The sequence below is a fragment of the Pseudomonas sp. ICMP22404 genome, assembly GCF_006227205.1.
Classification (GTDB): Bacteria; Pseudomonadota; Gammaproteobacteria; order Pseudomonadales; family Pseudomonadaceae; genus Aquipseudomonas.
This window is the reverse complement of sequence record NZ_VCNG01000011.1, coordinates 97,095-115,138: the sequence shown is the minus strand read 5'-3', so window position 1 is coordinate 115,138 and position 18,044 is coordinate 97,095. Positions and strand designations below refer to the sequence as shown.

General features: G+C 61.1%; 15 protein-coding genes and 2 tRNA genes. 10 read left to right on the top strand and 7 right to left on the bottom strand.

The window, feature by feature from the left end:
• Nucleotides 1-152 precede the first annotated feature (152 nt).
• From FGE05_RS19460 to FGE05_RS19445, 4 genes are all read left to right on the top strand, one after another.
• Nucleotides 153-229: transfer RNA gene (locus FGE05_RS19460), tRNA-Met, on the top strand.
• Between the two features lie 262 nt (nucleotides 230-491).
• Nucleotides 492-568, top strand: a tRNA-Met gene (locus FGE05_RS19455).
• 167 nt (nucleotides 569-735) lie between these two features.
• Complete coding sequence (mprF, locus tag FGE05_RS19450) at nucleotides 736-3,375, top strand: bifunctional lysylphosphatidylglycerol flippase/synthetase MprF (protein WP_139647466.1); 2,640 nt, start codon at nucleotides 736-738, stop codon at nucleotides 3,373-3,375.
• The gene (locus FGE05_RS19445; RefSeq protein WP_139647464.1) at nucleotides 3,375-4,664 is read left to right on the top strand and encodes a virulence factor family protein; all 1,290 of its coding nucleotides are present in this window, start codon (nucleotides 3,375-3,377) and stop codon (nucleotides 4,662-4,664) included. The genes mprF and FGE05_RS19445 overlap by 1 nt, the downstream gene beginning before the upstream one ends.
• Before the next feature lie 113 nt (nucleotides 4,665-4,777).
• Here FGE05_RS19445 and FGE05_RS19440 read toward each other — a convergent pair whose 3' ends face one another.
• From FGE05_RS19440 to FGE05_RS19425, 4 genes are all read right to left on the bottom strand, one after another.
• Entirely contained in the window at nucleotides 4,778-6,538 is a 1,761-nt protein-coding gene (locus FGE05_RS19440) for an L-tyrosine/L-tryptophan isonitrile synthase family protein (protein ID WP_139647462.1), read from the bottom strand.
• A gap of 27 nt (nucleotides 6,539-6,565) precedes the next feature.
• Complete coding sequence (locus FGE05_RS19435) at nucleotides 6,566-7,285, bottom strand: HAD family hydrolase (RefSeq protein ID WP_139647460.1); 720 nt, start codon at nucleotides 7,283-7,285, stop codon at nucleotides 6,566-6,568.
• A complete protein-coding gene (locus FGE05_RS19430) occupies nucleotides 7,282-8,277 on the bottom strand; it encodes an isocyanide synthase family protein (protein ID WP_139647458.1) in 996 nt (331 codons plus the stop codon). Before FGE05_RS19430 ends, FGE05_RS19435 begins: the two co-directional genes overlap by 4 nt.
• A gap of 218 nt (nucleotides 8,278-8,495) precedes the next feature.
• Nucleotides 8,496-10,337: a potassium transporter Kup gene (locus FGE05_RS19425; RefSeq protein WP_373682512.1), complete on the bottom strand. Its 1,842-nt coding sequence runs from the start codon at nucleotides 10,335-10,337 to the stop codon at nucleotides 8,496-8,498.
• A 333-nt stretch (nucleotides 10,338-10,670) separates the two neighbouring features.
• Here FGE05_RS19425 and rimO point away from each other — a divergent pair, with 333 nt between their 5' ends.
• The 5 genes from rimO (at nucleotide 10,671) to tsaA (ending at nucleotide 14,757) form a co-directional block, all read left to right on the top strand.
• Nucleotides 10,671-12,011, top strand: a complete 1,341-nt coding sequence (rimO, locus tag FGE05_RS19420; protein ID WP_139647454.1) for a 30S ribosomal protein S12 methylthiotransferase RimO — start codon at nucleotides 10,671-10,673, stop codon at nucleotides 12,009-12,011.
• A 260-nt stretch (nucleotides 12,012-12,271) separates the two neighbouring features.
• Nucleotides 12,272-12,745 carry a GNAT family N-acetyltransferase gene (locus FGE05_RS19415; RefSeq protein ID WP_139647452.1) on the top strand — a complete coding sequence of 158 codons (474 nt, stop codon included), beginning with the start codon at nucleotides 12,272-12,274 and terminating at the stop codon, nucleotides 12,743-12,745.
• A 75-nt stretch (nucleotides 12,746-12,820) separates the two neighbouring features.
• Complete coding sequence (locus FGE05_RS19410; RefSeq protein WP_139647451.1) at nucleotides 12,821-13,531, top strand: rRNA pseudouridine synthase; 711 nt, start codon at nucleotides 12,821-12,823, stop codon at nucleotides 13,529-13,531.
• 56 nt (nucleotides 13,532-13,587) lie between these two features.
• Nucleotides 13,588-14,049: a DUF1456 family protein gene (locus FGE05_RS19405; RefSeq protein WP_139647450.1), complete on the top strand. Its 462-nt coding sequence runs from the start codon at nucleotides 13,588-13,590 to the stop codon at nucleotides 14,047-14,049.
• A 9-nt stretch (nucleotides 14,050-14,058) separates the two neighbouring features.
• A complete protein-coding gene (gene tsaA / locus FGE05_RS19400; protein ID WP_139647449.1) occupies nucleotides 14,059-14,757 on the top strand; it encodes a tRNA (N6-threonylcarbamoyladenosine(37)-N6)-methyltransferase TrmO in 699 nt (232 codons plus the stop codon).
• A gap of 201 nt (nucleotides 14,758-14,958) precedes the next feature.
• Here the strand turns inward: tsaA and fpr are convergent, their stop codons facing one another.
• Complete coding sequence (gene fpr / locus FGE05_RS19395) at nucleotides 14,959-15,738, bottom strand: ferredoxin-NADP reductase (RefSeq protein WP_003198368.1); 780 nt, start codon at nucleotides 15,736-15,738, stop codon at nucleotides 14,959-14,961.
• Between the two features lie 121 nt (nucleotides 15,739-15,859).
• Here fpr and FGE05_RS19390 point away from each other — a divergent pair, with 121 nt between their 5' ends.
• Nucleotides 15,860-16,786, top strand: a complete 927-nt coding sequence (locus FGE05_RS19390) for a LysR family transcriptional regulator (protein ID WP_024780141.1) — start codon at nucleotides 15,860-15,862, stop codon at nucleotides 16,784-16,786.
• Here the strand turns inward: FGE05_RS19390 and FGE05_RS19385 are convergent, their stop codons facing one another.
• Both FGE05_RS19385 and erdR read right to left on the bottom strand, forming a co-directional pair.
• Nucleotides 16,787-17,149, bottom strand: a complete 363-nt coding sequence (locus FGE05_RS19385; protein WP_041023590.1) for a diacylglycerol kinase — start codon at nucleotides 17,147-17,149, stop codon at nucleotides 16,787-16,789.
• Nucleotides 17,150-17,220: 71 nt separating this feature from the next.
• A complete protein-coding gene (erdR, locus tag FGE05_RS19380; RefSeq protein ID WP_055128116.1) occupies nucleotides 17,221-17,874 on the bottom strand; it encodes a response regulator transcription factor ErdR in 654 nt (217 codons plus the stop codon).
• Nucleotides 17,875-18,044: the final 170 nt, after the last annotated feature.

Sequence of the window (18,044 nt, the reverse complement as noted above, 5' to 3'; positions counted from 1 at the left end):
GAACCGCCCAATAGAGCCGCAGCCCTTGCCCCGCCTGCGTCACAGCACGGTCACAATGCTTTTTTGAGTGGCTAAGCACTTGAAGCGGAACAGTTTTTTCTAACACAAGGGTTGACAGCCTGGCGATCCTCTGTAGAATGCCGCCTCACAGACGCGGGATGGAGCAGCCTGGTAGCTCGTCGGGCTCATAACCCGAAGGTCGTCGGTTCAAATCCGGCTCCCGCAACCAAACATCAAGAAAGGCTACTCGAAAGAGTGGCCTTTTTTGTGCGTGCGTCTTTTTCATAACGCCCCTGACTGCGTTCCTTTGCACGCGAGGGAGCACTCACCCGTCACGCTGGCCGGCGCCAACGAGCCCGGAGTTGTAGGACAATTTCCCTTTTAATTTCTGGTATTTAGGAAGGAAAGGGACGCTTCGGTCATTAATTTGCCTTCACTCCCTTTTAACAGTTGACACTCAAGCGTTCGCCTGTAGAATGCCGCCTCACAGACGCGGGATGGAGCAGCCTGGTAGCTCGTCGGGCTCATAACCCGAAGGTCGTCGGTTCAAATCCGGCTCCCGCAACCAAACATCAAGAAAGGCTACTCGAAAGAGTGGCCTTTTTTGTGCCTGTTATTTTTTGGCTTGTCTACAATCGGCCTCATTACAAAAGTTTTGTAATTATTTTCTGCCGAAGGGATTGGTAACTTGGCTGGATACCCCCATCCTGTCGCGCATAGCTCAAGAGGTGATTGATGCGCGCAAATTCTGACCCGCAGGACACTGTTACCGCGACACAACCGATCAAGGCCGAACGACTGCGCTGGCTGGACCGGATCAGCCAGTACCGTCAACCCATCGGCCTTGCCATCACGCTATTGCTGTTTGCGATTGCATTGGTTGCCTGTCGCCATCTTCTGAGTGAACTCGATCTTTACGCACTGCACGACTCGATTCTCGACGTGCCCCGGCCTGCCCTGCTCGGTGCGGTCGCCGCCACGGTGGCCGGCTTCATCATTCTGCTGGGCTACGAATGGTCGGCGAGCCGCTATGCCGGCGTGACGTTGCCGCCACAGACCCTGGTCCTGGGCGGGTTCACCGCGTTTGCCATTGGCAATGCCATTGGGCTGTCGCTGCTGTCAGGCGGATCGGTTCGCTATCGCCTGTATGCTCGCCATGGCCTCGGCGCTGCGGACGTCGCCCACATGACGTTGTTCGCCAGTCTGTCTCTGGGCTGCGCGCTACCGCCACTGGCCGCCCTGGCCACCCTCAGCAACCTGCCTGCCGCATCCGCCGCGCTGCACCTGCCCGTGTCCTTGCTGGCGGCGGTCTCCCTGGCGGTGCTGTTGCTCATGAGCGTACTGGCCATCGGCATCTACCGTCGACGCTTGCCGGAGCAACCTCATCGGGATGCCCTCCTGGTCAAGGCCGGACGTCGCACCCTGCGCCTGCCGAGCCGACGCTTGACCTTCCTGCAACTGATCATCACGGCGCTGGATGTCGCGGCAGCCGCCACGGTGCTGTATCTGTTGCTGCCCGAGACGCCGCCATTCGGCGCGTTCCTGCTGGTCTACCTGCTGGCGCTGGCCGCTGGCGTGCTCAGCCATGTACCTGGCGGCGTCGGGGTGTTCGAAGCGATCCTGCTGGCGGCCTTTGCCGACAAACTGGGCGCCGCGCCACTGGCCGCCGCCCTGCTGCTGTATCGCTTGATCTACGTGCTGCTGCCGATGCTGGTGGCCTGCGTGCTGCTGTTGATCAACGAGGCCCAGCGACTGTTCCAGACACGCCAGACCCTGCGGGCGGCATCAGGCTTCGCGGCGCCGATCCTGGCGGTACTGGTGTTCCTGTCCGGCGTGGTGCTGCTGTTTTCCGGCGTGACCCCGGAGATCGATACACGCTTGGAGCACATCGGTTTCCTGATTCCCCATCGGTTGGTGGACGCCTCGCACTTCGGCGCCAGCCTGGTGGGCGTGTTGTGCCTGTTGCTCGCCCAGGGCTTGCGCCGTCGCCTGTCGGCGGCCTGGATGCTGACCACCGTCTTGCTGCTGGTAGGCGCCCTGCTCTCGCTGCTCAAGGGTTTCGACTGGGAGGAAGCCACGCTGCTGACCTCGACGGCGGCCCTGCTGGCAGTCTTCCGGCGCTCCTTCTACCGTCCGAGTCGCCTGACCGAACTGCCTTTTTCCCCGCTGTTCCTGATCGCCAGTCTCTGCGTGCTTGGTGCCTCGATCTGGCTGCTGCTGTTTGCCTACCAGGACGTGCCCTACAGCCATCAGCTGTGGTGGCAGTTCACCCTCGATGCCGACGCTCCCCGTGGCCTGCGCTCGCTGCTGGGGGCTGCCGTGCTGCTGGTGGTGGTGTCCCTGACCTGGCTGTTGCGCACCGCGCGACCGGTGATCCATCTGCCCACGGCAGAAGAACTGGAGCGGGCCAGGACGATCCTCATGGCGTCTTCGCAGCCTGACGGCGGCCTGGCCCTGACCGGTGACAAGGCGTTGCTGTTCCACCCCAACGACGAGGCGTTCCTGATGTACGCCCGCCGTGGTCGCAGCCTGGTGGCCTTGTATGACCCGATCGGCCCTACCCAGCAACGGGCCGAGATGATCTGGCAGTTCCGCGACCTGTGCGACATCCACCACGCCCGCCCGGTGTTCTACCAGGTGCGTGCCGAGAACCTGCCGTACTACATGGATATCGGCCTGACGGCGATCAAGCTGGGTGAGGAAGCCCGGGTCGACCTCAAGCGTTTCGACCTCGAGGCCAAGGGCAAGGAGATGAAGGACCTGCGCTACACCTGGAACCGCGGCACCCGGGACGGGCTGTCGCTGGAGATCCATGAACCCGGGCACGCGCCAATGGATGAGCTCAAGGTCATCTCCGATGCCTGGCTGACCGGCAAGAACGTACGCGAGAAAGGCTTTTCCCTGGGTCGCTTCAGCGACGACTACCTCAAGCATTTCCGCATCGCCGTGATTCGCTTCGAAGGCCGTCCCGTGGCGTTCGCCAACCTGCTGGAAACCCACAGCCATGAGCTGGCCAGCCTGGACCTGATGCGTGCCCACCCCGAGGCACCGAAGCTGACCATGGAGTTCATGATGGTCGGCTTGATCCAGCATTATAAGAACCATGATTACGCCCGCTTCAGCCTTGGCATGGTCCCGCTTTCGGGCCTGCAACCGCGTCGCGGTGCGCCATTGACCCAGCGCCTGGGTTCGATGGTGTTTCGCCGCGGCGAGCAGCTCTACAACTTCCAGGGGCTGCGCCGTTTCAAAGACAAATTCCAGCCTGACTGGGAACCTCGTTACATGGCCGTGCCCGCCGGACTCGATCCGCTGGTGGCGCTGGCCGATACTGCCGCCTTGATTGCAGGCGGCCTGACTGGACTGGTGAAACGCTGATGATGCAACGCTCCTGGCGATACGTAGTGGCCGCCCTGTTGGTGCTGGCGGTGATTCTCGGTGGCGGTTATTGGTATTGGAACCGCCCGGCCCCGCAACCCACCCTTGAACAACTGACCCCCACCGACGGCGCGCCGATGACCCGCGTCATTCCTGGCACCAAGCCTCGCGCCCAGGTGCTGGTGGCGGTCAATGAAGACCAGAAGCTCAGCGACACCCAATTGACGACCCTCAGCCGCGCCGGCTCGGCACAGATCGTTCAGGTGATCCTGCCCAAGGACTGCATGCTGCAGGGTCGCGCTTTGCAAGCGGGCCTGAGAGAGCTGCAAGGACCGGCGACACTGGTCAGCGGTATTGGCCCGGGCGCCGTGCTCGCGTGGCGTTGGCTGGCCGAACAGAAGGATGACAAGGTCAAGGCCATTTCGGTGGACCTGGCCCTGGAGAAACCCGGCTGCACGCACCTGTTGCCCAAAACGGCGGCCCACGGTCACTGGCTGGTCGCCTGGAACGACAACCCCGACGACACCAGCGCCGCGTTCGTAAGGGATCAGAAGAATGCCGAAACCAGCATCAGCGACTATGACATCAACCTGCCGCAGGTGCTGAACAACGAACTGCGCAAGATTCTCGTCGGCACCGACAAGGCCAAGGGTGGTCTGGCCATTCCAGTGGTCGAGGTGCCTGCGAGCCAGGCCCGGGATACCGTGACCCTGTTCCTCTCCGGCGATGGCGGCTGGCGTGACCTGGACCGCGACGTAGCTGATGAAATGGCCAAGATCGGCTACCCGGTGGTTGGCATCGACACCCTGCGCTACTACTGGCAGCACAAGAGTCCGGAGCAGAGCGCGGTGGACCTTGCCGAACTGATGCAGCACTACCGCCAGGTCTGGGGCACCAAACGCTTCATCCTGACCGGCTATTCCTTCGGTGCCGATGTGTTGCCGGCGATCTACAACCGCTTGCCGGCCACCGAACAGCAGCGGATCGACGCAATCATCCTGCTGGCCTTCGCCCGCACCGGCAGCTTCGAGATCGAAGTCGAAGGCTGGCTCGGCAACGCCGGTACCGAAGCCGCCACCGGCCCGGAAATGGCCAAGTTGCCGGCCGAGAAAGTGGTGTGCATCTACGGCGGTGAAGAAGCCGACGAAAGCGGCTGCACCGACAAGACCGCCGTAGGGGAAGCCATCAAACTGCCGGGCGGCCATCACTTCGACGAAAACTACCCGGCCCTGGCCAAGCGCCTGATCGATGAGATCAACAAGCGCCAGCCCAAGCCTGCCGATCAGTAATCCGATGCTGGCTTAACAAGAAGCCCCTGCCGCTTTGCAGCGTGCAGGGGCTTTTTGTTGTAGCGGTGCTGGCGTCTTCGCGAGCCAGCTCGCCCCCACCAAGGGGATTGGTCTTAGTAGACCTGCACCCGCCACAACTCCCGCGAAGCAGACCCCGCCGACATCGGCAGCCGCCCATGCAGTGTTCGATAGTTGTCGATCAGCACCAGATCACCTTCGCTCCACGGATGGGCAATCAGGCACTCCGGGTCGTAGACCAGGCTGTTGACCTGCTCCAGCAACGCTTGTTGAGCCGCCTCGTCATGATCCTGCACGGACTGGCTGAGGGTCTGCAGCGTCGAATCGGTACCCTCCTGGTAACGCAGGATGAGTTCACCGCTACGGGGGTGACGATCCACCAGACTGTACATGCGCGGCGAACCGCCGAAGTAGGTCATCTTGGTGTAGTAGGTGATGTTCACCGCCTGCCATTGCCGAGCGACGCGTTGCCCGACCTTGCGCAGCACGTTCCGGCTGTCGACGACAGTGGTCTGGCCTTCGCCCGGCAGCGGCGCCGTCTTGCAATACAACATGAACTTGCTGGCGCAGAATTTCGGGTTGCGCTGCACCTGTGCATCGCTGTCGGGCAGCATGTTCAGGTCCCAGTGCAAAGGCGTCTTCTCCAGCGAGTGCACCACGCCCTGCGGTTTGTCCGCAGGCTTGACCACATGCACGGCGCCAAAGGCCCATTCGTACAACGTGCCAAAGCGTTCGCAACTGCGGGCGAAACTGTCCTGGTCCTCAAAATGACAACCCTTGAGGCAAACAAAGCCGAAGGTTTCCACCAGTGACTCCAGCAGCCCCGTGGACAGCCGCTCGAAACCCAACCCCAACGGATCCCGGACCACCAGGCCAAAGAGCGGGAGCTTTTGCAGCTCGAACTCAAAGCCTTGTGCCTGGGGACCTTCTGTCTGGTGGTAAAGCCACGGCCGCCCCTGCCAAGTGACCAGCACATGCTGGTCAAGGTCGACCTGGGCCCGCGCCCGCAGGTGCTGGCTCCCATCGAGGTTGCACACCGGCACGGCGTGCCAGGGGCTGTCGGCGCGGCTCAGCCCTTCGGCCAGCCCGACGGTAAACTTGGGCCCGGCATTGTTGTATTGGTGGACCGACAGTCGAATGTCATCGGGGAAGAAGCGATCCACCGCCGCATTCAAGGCCTGCCCGCGCAGCATCATCTGGTAGGCCTTGTAGTTGATCTGCTGCAGGTACTCGTCCTCGCTCTGCCCGTCCTCGCGGCACAGGCGCAGGTCGTTGTAGAGATGACTGCAGAGATTGTCATGGGTCCTACCGAGGGCTTCATCGTGCCGGCTCTGCTCGATCAGGTCTCCCAGGTTTTTCCAGGGCAACCGGGCCTGCTTGACCAGGCTGGCGCGCACCGACTCGGCACTTTGTGCCTGCGGGAACAAGTCTTCCATGCTGACCCACTCAATCGTGTGGGTCGTACACAGTTCACGCAGCGCCCGGTTATAGGTAGCACGAACCTCGTCGGTCACCCCGACGATGTCGTTGAAAGTCGTTCCATCGCTGAGGATCGATACCACACACCCCGGCTCATGCAACGCGGCAATCGCCTGGCCCATCTGATCGAGGCGCTCGATGGCCATGAACTCGCCATAGTCCGGCAGCACGCCGAAGGTCTGGTCGATGGCATTGGGGGATTTGCAGGGAAAGCCCGGCAGGATCAGGCGTACCGGACGGCGCTGATCGAAGCATTGCCCCAGCCGGTGCGCCAGATGGTCCCGGCCCTGTGTTTCGAAACGATCATCCGTGCCCTTGAACAGGTAACCGGCCAGCAAATCGCTGACGGCCGTGATCCAGGCGTCTCTATGTTCCATGGAACAGCTTCCTTGAGAGTGGGTATATCAACAGGATTTGACGGTATCGCCACGCTCGGTGAATGCCTGCGCGGCGCCACGGTGTTGCTTGAGGATGTGTAACAGCCCGGCCGGCTGTTCACAGTAGAAGTCCGGGGCCTGGGCCTGCCAGGTGCACCCCGCGCCATAGCCCCAGGCGACCATTGCCGAGGGCATACCCGCAGCGCGGGCGGTTTGCAGGTCGATCTCGGTGTCACCAACGAACAGGCAATGGCGGGGCTCGACCGACAACCGCCGAGCGGCTTCCCACGCCACCCCCGGCTGGGGTTTGAGTGGCCGGCCGGCGCGATGCCCCAGGATCGCCTTGAAGGCCGTGTGCGCGAGCAGCGCATCAGCGACCTGGCAGGCCATGACCTCGGCTTTGTTGGTCACGATCGCCAGCGGAAGCTGTAGCGCTCGGCAGCCTTCGAGCACTGCCAATACACCGTTGAAAGGTTTGGAAAACTGCACCAGATGATCTTGGTACATCGCTATATAACGTTGATGCAGCATGGCCGCATCGGCGATGCCAAACTGCGTCGCCACCGCCTCGATCATCGCCGTGGTGCCGCCGCCGATATAGTCCCGCACCGCTTCCGCGGTCAGCGCCGGACATCCGTGCTCCAGCAATACCTGGTTCAGGCTCCAGGTGATGTCCGGCAAGGTGTCCACCAGGGTACCGTCCAGATCGAAGAGCACCGCATCGATCCGCAACCGAGACGTCCTCATTGGGCACTGGCGTAGTGACAAGGACGCCCCTTGCGAAAGACCAGTCGATGGAAACGCTCGTCGACATTGCTGCGCTTTTCGAGCGTGACCACACCCCGCCGCTTGATTGCCACCGAATGCCAGGGCGTACGCCACAGGTCACTGGTCGGCACGAGGCGGATGCCGATTTTCGTCGACACCGCCAGTTGCGGGTGGATCGACAGGCGCAGGCAATCCGGATAGCGCGCCTGCAGCAACGCGCTCCAGGCCTCGCTGCGCTGGATCACCCGCTGCGAGGCCGGCTTGGCGATCTTCTTCACCGCGTTGAGGCTCATGCCAGCGAATGCCTCGAGCCCCGAGTAGTCCTCGGACAGGAAGCGATGGATGCCGCAATACATCAACATCATGTGCGGGTCATCCTTGAAGCGCTGTTGCAACAGGATCAATGATTGACCGTGCTCGATCATCATTTCTTCGCGCATAGCGTCCAGGCAGTCGAGCTGAGGGTAGGCATTTCTGAGGTCGAAATGGGCGAACATACCGCCATAGTGCTGCTCGGCGTAGTCCTGGATCGAGTCCGTATACGCCTTGACGTCCGCATCGGGAACACGCACCAGATCGGCAAACACATAACCATCGGAGCAGATGTGGATCAACGCACCCGGCGCGTAGATCGCCTGGATTTCCGCACACAGCCGATGGAGCTCGTCGATGGCATGAAATTCAGCCAGATCAGGCAGGTGACTCAGGGTCTTCTTGCGGCTGGGGGATTTTCCGGGAAAGGCCGGCAAGACCATTTCAACTTTGCGACCGCTCTCGACCGCCCGCATGACTTTCGCCAGATGGGGTTCCAGCACCTGCAAAGAGAGTTCGTCGCTTTCCCCGGGGGCGAGGCTGCGACGGCGAAACAGGCATTCGAGAATCTGGTGGGCAATGTTCTGGGACGAGACGGGCTGATGCTCGTGCACGCGCTGACCGCCCACCTGTTGAGCAACGGTAGTTGAACCCTGCATAGACAATCCCTTGTTTGATGGTGACGGTAGCCAAATCCTTGGCCACCGGCAGATACTCCTTGATCTGCGGGCGGGTAAAAATCCTACAAAAAGCAAACACTTGTCAAATTTTTACGAAGCACCACAGGACAGTCCTGTCACGGAATACCCGGACAAATGCCGCAAAAAAGCCCCCGCTGCCGCAAGGCAACGGGGGCTTTTGGTTGACCGTTCCGATGCTACATCTCGACTTGCGTCCCCAACTCGATCACCCGGTTCACCGGCAGATTGAAGAAGCGCAGGTTGCCATTGGCATTCTTCAGCAGGAAGGCGAACAGCAACTCGCGCCAGCGGGCCATGCCCTCGAGCTTGGACGCAATGACCGTCTCGCGACTGAGGAAGTAGGTGGTGCGCATCGGGCTGAAGTCCAGGTCATCCAAATGACAAAGCTTGAGTGCCTGGGGCACGTCCGGCTCGTCGGTGAAGCCGAAATGCAGGATCACCCGGAAGAAGCCTTCGCCATAGGAATCGACCTCGAAGCGTCGCTGCGGCGGAACCCGTGGGATGTCCTCGTACACCACCGTCAACAGGACGACTTGTTCGTGCAATACCTGATTGTGCAGCAGGTTGTGCAACAGCGCGTGAGGCACGGCGTCGGAGCGCGCGGTCAGGAACACCGCGGTGCCCTGTACGCGATGGGGCGGCTGCACACGGATGCTGCTGATGAAGATCGGCAGCGGCAAGGCACCTTCGTCGAGACGTTCCACCAGCAACTGCTTGCCGCGTTTCCAGGTGGTCATCAACACGAACAAGGCGATACCGGCGACGACCGGGAATGCGCCGCCCTGAATGATTTTCGGCACGTTGGCGGCGAAGTACAGGCCATCCACCAGGAGGAAGCCGAGCAGCACCGGCACCGCCAGCAGCGGCGGCCATTTCCACAGCAACAGCATCACGGCTGACACCAGGACGGTGGTCATCAGCATGGTGCCAGTCACCGCCACACCGTAGGCCGACGCCAGCGCACCGGAGGATTCGAACCCCAGCACGAGCAGCACCACACCCACCATCAGCGACCAGTTCACCGCGCCGATGTAGATCTGGCCCTGTTCGGCGCTGGAGGTGTGCTGGATGTACATACGCGGGATATAACCCAGCTGGATCGCCTGGCGGGTCAGGGAAAACGCGCCGGAGATCACTGCTTGCGAAGCGATCACCGTCGCCAACGTCGACAAGCCCACCAGCGGGATCAGCGCCCAGCTTGGCGCCAACAGATAGAACGGGTTACGCGCCGCTTCCGGGTCGCCCAGCAGCAATGCCCCCTGGCCGAAATAATTGAGCACCAACGCCGGCAGCACCAGCAGGAACCAGGCACGGGCGATCGGTTTACGGCCAAAGTGGCCCATGTCGGCGTACAGCGCTTCGGCGCCGGTCAGCGCCAACACCACCGCGCCGAGGATCGCCACGCCCATGCCCGGATGGACCACGAAGAAGCGCACGGCCCAGGCGGGATTAACGGCCAACAACACCTCTGGTTGCCGGCTGATGCCATAGATGCCGAGCGCACCAAGCACCAGGAACCAGGTCACCATGATCGGGCCGAACAGGATGCCGATCCGCGCCGTGCCGTGCCGCTGGATCAGAAACAGCGCCACCAGCACCACCAGCGATATCGGCACCACCCAGTGGTCGATGCCTTCGAACGCCAGGCCGAGGCCCTCGATCGCCGACAATACGGAAATCGCCGGGGTGATCATGCTGTCGCCGTAAAACAGCGCGGCGCCGATCAGCCCGCAGATCACCAGGAACGTACGCAGCCGCGCCCGCTCCCCCGCCGCGCGCCGCGCCAGGGCGGTGAGTGCCATGATTCCGCCTTCGCCCTGGTTGTCGGCGCGCAGGACGAACATCATGTACTTGATCGATACGACCCAGATCAGTGACCAGAAGATCAGCGACAGGATGCCCAGCACCCCGTCATGGTTGACCGCCACGCCGTAGCCGCCGGTAAACACTTCTTTGAGGGTGTACAACGGGCTCGTGCCGATGTCGCCGTAAACCACTCCGACCGCCGCCACCAGCATGCTCAGCGGCTTCGCTGCCGAATGCTCGGCACCCGCCGTCTGACTACTTGCATGACCCATCCAACACTCCCGATTCCCAGACCTGTCTTCTTGAACGAAGCACTATGCTTGATGACGCAGCATGTACCGTTTTACATCTCGTAACAGGTATTTCGTTGACTATAAAAACCGATAAAGCACAAAGGCGCGAAGCATAGCGCAGCACTCGTCGTTTTTCCCCGTATAAAGCTGGTCAACTGCCTCGTCCATCGCTAGAATTGCGCACTTTTTGATCAGAGGCGCGTCAGGCGCCCTGTCTCGGCAAGAGACGATCCCCTTACACCGAGGTTAGACATGTCCACCACTACCGCGCCAGCCAATCCGAAGGTCGGCTTCGTATCCCTGGGTTGCCCAAAGGCTCTGGTCGACTCCGAACGCATCCTGACCCAGCTGCGCATGGAAGGCTATGACGTCGTGTCCACGTATCAGGACGCCGATGTGGTAGTGGTCAATACCTGTGGCTTCATCGATTCGGCCAAGGCCGAGTCCCTGGAAGTGATCGGCGAAGCCATCAAGGAAAACGGCAAGGTCATCGTCACCGGCTGCATGGGCGTGGAAGAAGGCAACATCCGCGACGTGCACCCAAGTGTGCTGGCCGTGACCGGTCCACAGCAGTACGAGCAGGTGGTCAACGCGGTGCACGACGTGGTGCCACCGAAGCAGGACCACAACCCGCTGATCGACCTGGTGCCGCCACAAGGCATCAAGCTGACCCCGCGTCACTACGCTTACCTGAAGATTTCCGAAGGCTGCAATCACAGCTGCAGCTTCTGCATCATTCCGTCGATGCGCGGCAAGCTGGTGAGCCGCCCGGTGGGCGATGTGCTCGACGAAGCCCAGCGCCTGGTCAAGGCCGGCGTCAAGGAACTGCTGGTGATCTCCCAGGACACCAGCGCCTACGGCGTCGACGTGAAATACCGCACTGGCTTCTGGAACGGTGCGCCGGTGAAGACCCGCATGACCGAACTGTGCGAAGCCCTCAGCACCCTGGGCGTCTGGGTCCGCCTGCATTACGTCTACCCGTACCCGCATGTGGATGAACTGATCCCGCTGATGGCCGCCGGCAAGATCCTGCCGTACCTGGACATCCCGTTCCAGCACGCCAGCCCGAAAGTCCTCAAGGCCATGAAACGCCCGGCGTTCGAAGACAAGACCCTGGCGCGCATCAAGAACTGGCGCGAGATCTGCCCGGACCTGATCATCCGCTCGACCTTCATCGTCGGTTTCCCCGGCGAAACTGAAGAGGACTTCCAGTACCTGCTGGACTGGCTGACCGAAGCCCAGCTCGACCGCGTCGGCTGCTTCCAGTATTCGCCGGTCGACGGCGCACCCGCCAACGACCTGGACCTGGACGTGGTACCGGATGACGTCAAGCAAGACCGTTGGGAGCGCTTCATGGCGCATCAGCAGGCCATCAGCTCGGCACGTCTGCAAATGCGCATCGGCCGTGAAATCGAAGTGCTGGTGGATGAAGTGGACGAGCAAGGCGCCGTCGGCCGCTGCTTCTTCGACGCCCCGGAAATCGATGGCAACGTCTTCATCGACAACGGCAGCAACCTCAAGCCTGGCGACAAGGTCTGGTGCAAGGTGACCGATGCCGATGAGTATGATTTGTGGGCTGAACAGATCAACTGATCTGACTGGTTTGACGGACCACCGCTGTACCCGTGGGAGCCGATGAGGAACCTGTGGGAGTCAAGCTTGCTCGCGATAGCGGTGTGTCAGCCGAATGAGAGACCAGCTGATCCGACGCTATCGCGAGCAAGCTCGGCTCCCACAGGGTTCTCATATTCAGGCAAAAATTGATAAGCCCCGCTCTTGCAACAAGATGCGGGGCTTTTTTACGGCTATCGTATGGGTAAACCCAGGACATCCAGCACAAGGAACAGGCGGGCATGCGCCAGCATTCGGTCATCCACACACCGAAACCCAGCGATTATCAGGAACTGACCCAAGTCTGGGAGGCGTCGGTACGGGCTACCCATGACTTTCTGCCGGACAGCTACATCGAGCTGCTGAAAAACCTGGTGCTCACCCGTTACCTGGATGCCGTGATGTTGATCTGCACCCGGGATGGCCGCCAACGTATCACCGGTTTCGCCGGTGTCGCGGCCGGCAAGGTCGAGATGCTGTTCATCGACCCGCAACACCGCGGCCAAGGTTTGGGCAAGCAATTACTGCGCTATGCCATGGACCACTTGAATGCCGATCAACTGGACGTCAACGAACAGAACCCACAAGCCCTGGGCTTCTATCTCAAGCAAGGCTTCGAAGTGGTCGGCCGTTCGGCACGGGACGGCATGAACCAGCCCTACCCATTGCTGCACATGCGCTACAGGCAGCCAGACCTGAAGGCCCAGCGCGGGTAGACGAGACAAATGGACACGCGATTAACCGGCGCCAGGCAGGTACAATGTCCCCCCTCTTTTTGTTACGGCCCTGTCATGACTGACCCGATTCGCCTCTCCAAACGCCTCATCGAACTTGTCGGCTGTTCCCGTCGGGAGGCTGAGCTGTTCATTGAAGGTGGCTGGGTCACCGTGGACGGTGAAGTCGTCGACGAGCCGCAATTCAAGGTCGACGCCCAACGCGTCGAGCTTGACCCCGAGGCCAAGGCCACCGCGCCGGAACCGGTGACGATCCTGATGAACGTCCCGGCCGGCATGGATACCGACACGGCAATGGCCACCCTCAAACCGGAGACGCTGAGCGAAGAACACCGCTTCGGCAAACGCCCGCTCAAAGGGCATTTCCTGCGCCTGACCGCCAGCGCCGACCTGCAGGCCAACGCCAGCGGCCTGCTGGTGTTCACCCAGGACTGGAAGATCCTGCGCAAGCTCACCGCCGACGCCGCCAAGATCGAGCAGGAATATGTGGTGGAAGTCGAAGGCGAGATGGTCGCCCATGGCCTGAATCGCCTGAACCATGGTCTGACCTACAAAGGCAAGGAATTGCCGGCGGTCAAGGCCAGTTGGCAGAACGAGAACCGCCTGCGCTTCGCCATGAAGAACCCGCAACCGGGCATCCTCGCCCTGCTCTGCCAGGCCGTCGGCCTCAAGGTGGTCGCCATTCGGCGCATCCGCATCGGCGGCGTATCCATCGGCAAGGTACAGCCGGGCCAGTGGCGCTACCTGTCTGCCAAAGAGAAATTCTAATTTTTTCGGCGCCGCAGCCGTCTGGGGCGCCCATTGCCGATCGATCAGGATTGAACATGATTCACAACGACGTACTGCGCAGCGTGCGCTACATGCTCGACATCAGCGACAAGAAAGTCATCGAGATCATCAAACTGGGCGGCCTGGACGTGTCCCTTGCGGACCTGGCGGGTTATCTCAAGAAAGATGAAGAAGAAGGCTTCGTGTTCTGCCCTGACGAGGTCATGGCGCACTTTCTCGATGGCCTGGTGATCTTCAAGCGTGGCAAGGACGAAAGTCGCCCGCCACAGCCCATCGAAGTACCGGTGACCAACAACATCATCCTCAAGAAGCTGAGGGTAGCCTTCGAGCTGAAAGAAGACGATCTGCACGCGATCCTCAAGGCCGCCGAGTTCCCGGTGTCCAAACCGGAACTGAGTGCCCTGTTTCGCAAGTTCGGCCACACCAACTACCGTCCGTGTGGCGACCAGTTGCTGCGTAACTTCCTCAAGGGGCTGACGCTGCGCGTTCGCGGCTGACTCCGACCCATGACCTACACGGTGTCCCCCATCGGCTTCGTCCGCTCCTGCTTCAAGGAGAAGTTCGCCATCCCCCGCCAACCCCAACTGGCCCCGGCCGCACGAGGCGTGCTGGAGCTGGTGGCGCCGTTCGACCAGGGCGATGCGGTGCAGGGCCTGGAACAAGTCAGTCACGTCTGGCTGTTGTTCCTGTTCCACCAGGCCCTGGAAGACAAGCCGCGCTTGAAGGTGCGCCCGCCGCGCCTGGGCGGTAACAAGTCCATGGGGGTGTTTGCCACCCGCGCCACCCATCGCCCCAATGGCATCGGCCAGTCGGTGGTCAAGCTGGAACGGGTCGAAGCCGGCCGGCTGTGGCTCTCGGGCATCGACCTGCTGGACGGCACGCCGGTGCTGGACATCAAGCCCTACGTGCCCTACGCCGACATCGTCGGCTCGGCGACCAACCACATCGCCAGCGCGGCGCCTGGGTTGATTCCGGTGCAGTGGACAGACTCAGCGCTGCTTCAGGCGCGAGACCACGCCATGCGCCTGGAGGAGCCCCTGGTGGAGTTGATCGAACAATGCCTGGCTCAGGATCCACGCCCGGCGTACCAGGCTCCTGCAGCAGAGCGGGAATATGGTGCGCAGTTCTGGGACCTGGATGTCCGTTGGCACTACCCGCAACCGGGGTTGATCCGGGTGCTGGAGGTCGTTCCCGTCCGGCCGTGACCGCCAGAAACGAAAAAGCCCGCGTTGCCTTCATCAGGCAACGCGGGCTTTTTTGGTGCTTTCAGTTGTACCGAGTCGCTTTCATCGCGAGCAGGCTCGCTCCCACAGAGGGTCCAGGGTTGTTCTTGAGATATGAATCAACACAGAACCCTGTGGGAGCGAGCCTGCTCGCGATGACGGCCTGTCAGCCACCAAATCAGGTTACTTCTCTACAAACGCCCGCTCGATCAGGTAGTCACCCGGCTCGCGCATACGCGGGGAAACGGTCAGGCCGAAGCTGTTGAGCACTTCGCTGGTTTCATCCAGCATGCTCGGGCTGCCACACAGCATGGCGCGGTCGTCCTGCGGATTGATCGGCGGCAGGCCGATGTCGCGGAACAGCTTGCCGCTGCGCATCAGGTCGGTCAGACGGCCTTCGTTCTCGAACGGCTCACGGGTTACGGTTGGGTAGTAGATCAACTTTTCCCGCAGCGCTTCGCCGAAGAATTCGTTCTGCGGCAGGTGCTCGGTGATGAATTCGCGGTAGGCGACTTCATTGACGTAACGCACGCCGTGGCACAGGATCACTTTTTCGAAACGCTCGTAGGTTTCCGGATCCTGGATGACGCTCATGAACGGCGCCAGGCCGGTGCCGGTGCTGAGCAGGTACAGGTGCTTGCCAGGCTTGAGGTCATCCAGCACCAGGGTGCCGGTGGGTTTCTTGCTGATGATGATCTCGTCGCCTTCCTTCAGATGCTGCAGCTGGGAAGTCAGCGGGCCATCAGGCACCTTGATGCTGAAGAACTCGAGATGCTCTTCCCAGTTCGGGCTGGCGATCGAGTAAGCACGCATAAGCGGGCGGCCGTTGGGCTGTTGCAGGCCGATCATCACGAACTGACCGTTCTCGAAGCGCAGGCCCGGATCGCGGGTGCACTTGAAGCTGAACAGAGTGTCGTTCCAGTGATGAACACTGAGGACACGCTCGTGGTTCATGTTGCTCATGTACGTGGGACTCCTGGGAATGATGCCTGCGTCGTTATATGCGCATTTGCATCGCATTCTAATGGCGGCGACAATATCTGTTAACTGAATTATTAAGATAAGGGTTATCGGTTATATCGATATGCGATTTACTCTACGTCAACTCCAGGTCTTTGTCGCCGTCGCCCAGCAAGAGAGCGTTTCCCGTGCCGCGGGCCAGCTCAATCTGTCGCAATCGGCCGCCAGCACTTCCATTACCGAACTGGAACGGCAATCCAGCTGCCAGTTGTTCGACCGCGCCGGCAAGCGCCTGAGCCTCAATGCCTTGGGTAAACAGCTGTTGCCCCAGGCGGTGGCGCTGCTGGACCAGGCCAAGGAGATTGAAGACCTGCTCAACGGCAAGTCCGGCTTCGGCTCACTGGCGGTCGGCGCGACCCTGACCATCGGCAATTACCTGGCGACCCTGCTGATCGGCGGCTTCATGCAGCGCCATCCGGAAAGCCAAGTGAAGCTGCATGTGCAGAACACTGCCAATATCGTGCACCAGGTCGCCCACTATGAAATTGATCTGGGTCTAATCGAGGGCGATTGCAGCCACCCGGACATCGAAGTACAGAGCTGGGTCGAGGACGAGCTGGTGGTGTTCTGCGCACCTCAGCACCCGCTGGCCAAGCGCGGCCAGGCAACCATGGAGGAGTTGACCCACGAAGCATGGATTCTGCGGGAACAGGGCTCCGGCACCCGACTGACGTTCGATCAAGCCATGCGCCACCACCGCAGCGCGCTGAACATCCGCCTGGAGCTGGAACACACCGAAGCCATCAAGCGCGCCGTGGAATCCGGTTTGGGGATTGGCTGCATCTCACGCCTGGCGTTGCGCGACGCATTCCGGCGCGGCAGCCTGGTGCCAGTGGAAACGCCGGACATGGACCTGGCGCGGCAATTCTATTTCATCTGGCACAAACAGAAATACCAGACCTCGGCGATGCGCGAATTCCTCGAACTGTGTCGGGCATTCACCGCCGGGGCGCAGCGCAGCGACGAAATCGTGCTGCCGGCCATTGCCTGATTAAAGGAGCACCAGACCCCACACCAGGGCAATCATGGTCAAGGCGACAAGCTGAGCGGCACTGCCCATGTCCTTGGCGTTTTTCGACAAGGGGTGCAGTTCCAGGGAAATGCGATCGATGGCCGCTTCCACTGCCGAGTTCAGCAACTCCACGATCAAGGCCAGCAGGCAGACCGCAATCAGCAGCGCCTGTTCGACACGGCTGACATTCAGGAAGAACGACAGCGGAATGAGGATGACATTGAGCAGCACCAGTTGACGGAATGCCGCTTCACCAGTGAAGGCGGCGCGCAGGCCGTCCAGGGAGTAGCCAGAAGCATTCAGGATGCGTTTCAGGCCGGTTTGGCCTTTAAAAGGTGACATAGGATGGGCAACTGATTGAAAGAAGTGGGAAAGCTAATTCAACCCTAGTCAAAAAAGCGTGAATAAAAACGCTATGACTGCGGTGAAATTGACTCAAGTTGTTGCAGCAACAGGGCCGCCTGGGTCCGGGTGCGCACATTCAGTTTACGAAAGATCGCCGTCACGTGGGCCTTGATAGTGGCCTCCGACACGTTCAATTCATAGGCGATCTGCTTGTTCAACAAACCTTCACAGACCATGGTCAGCACTCGGAACTGCTGCGGCGTGAGACTGGCCAGGCCCTCGCTGGCGGCCTTGGCCTCCTCGGACACGCTCACCGCTTCGAACGCCTGGGGTGGCCAGGCGGCGTCGCCGTCCAGGACTTTCCTCACGGCCTGCTGAATCATCTCCAGAGAACTCGACTTGGGTATGAACCCACTGGCGCCGAACTCCCGGGCCTTGACCATCACCGAGGCCTCTTCCTGGGCGGATACCATCACCACCGGTATCTGCGGATACTGCCCCCGCAACAGCACCAGCCCGGAAAAACCGTACGCGCCAGGCATGTTCAGGTCCAGCAGGACCAGATCCCAGTCGGCCTTTTCGGTCAGCCGAGTCTCCAACTCCGCAATACTGGCCACCTCCGTCAGCCGGACAGCCGGGCCAAGGCCCAGGGTCACCGCCTGATGCAACGCGCTGCGAAAGAGCGGATGGTCATCGGCGATCAGGATTTCGTATGTGGCCATTTTTCAAATGATCCTGTTTTTATGGGGGACCCGATGCAATCGCGCCCCGCCAAAACAACTCAAGACACCGCGCAGCGTTTCGAACTTCGGCTGCACCTGGTCGGCGCCAAGCATGCCCAGCGCAGCCGGGGTGGTCAAGCAGCACAGCCATCACGGCCCTGAGTATGAGC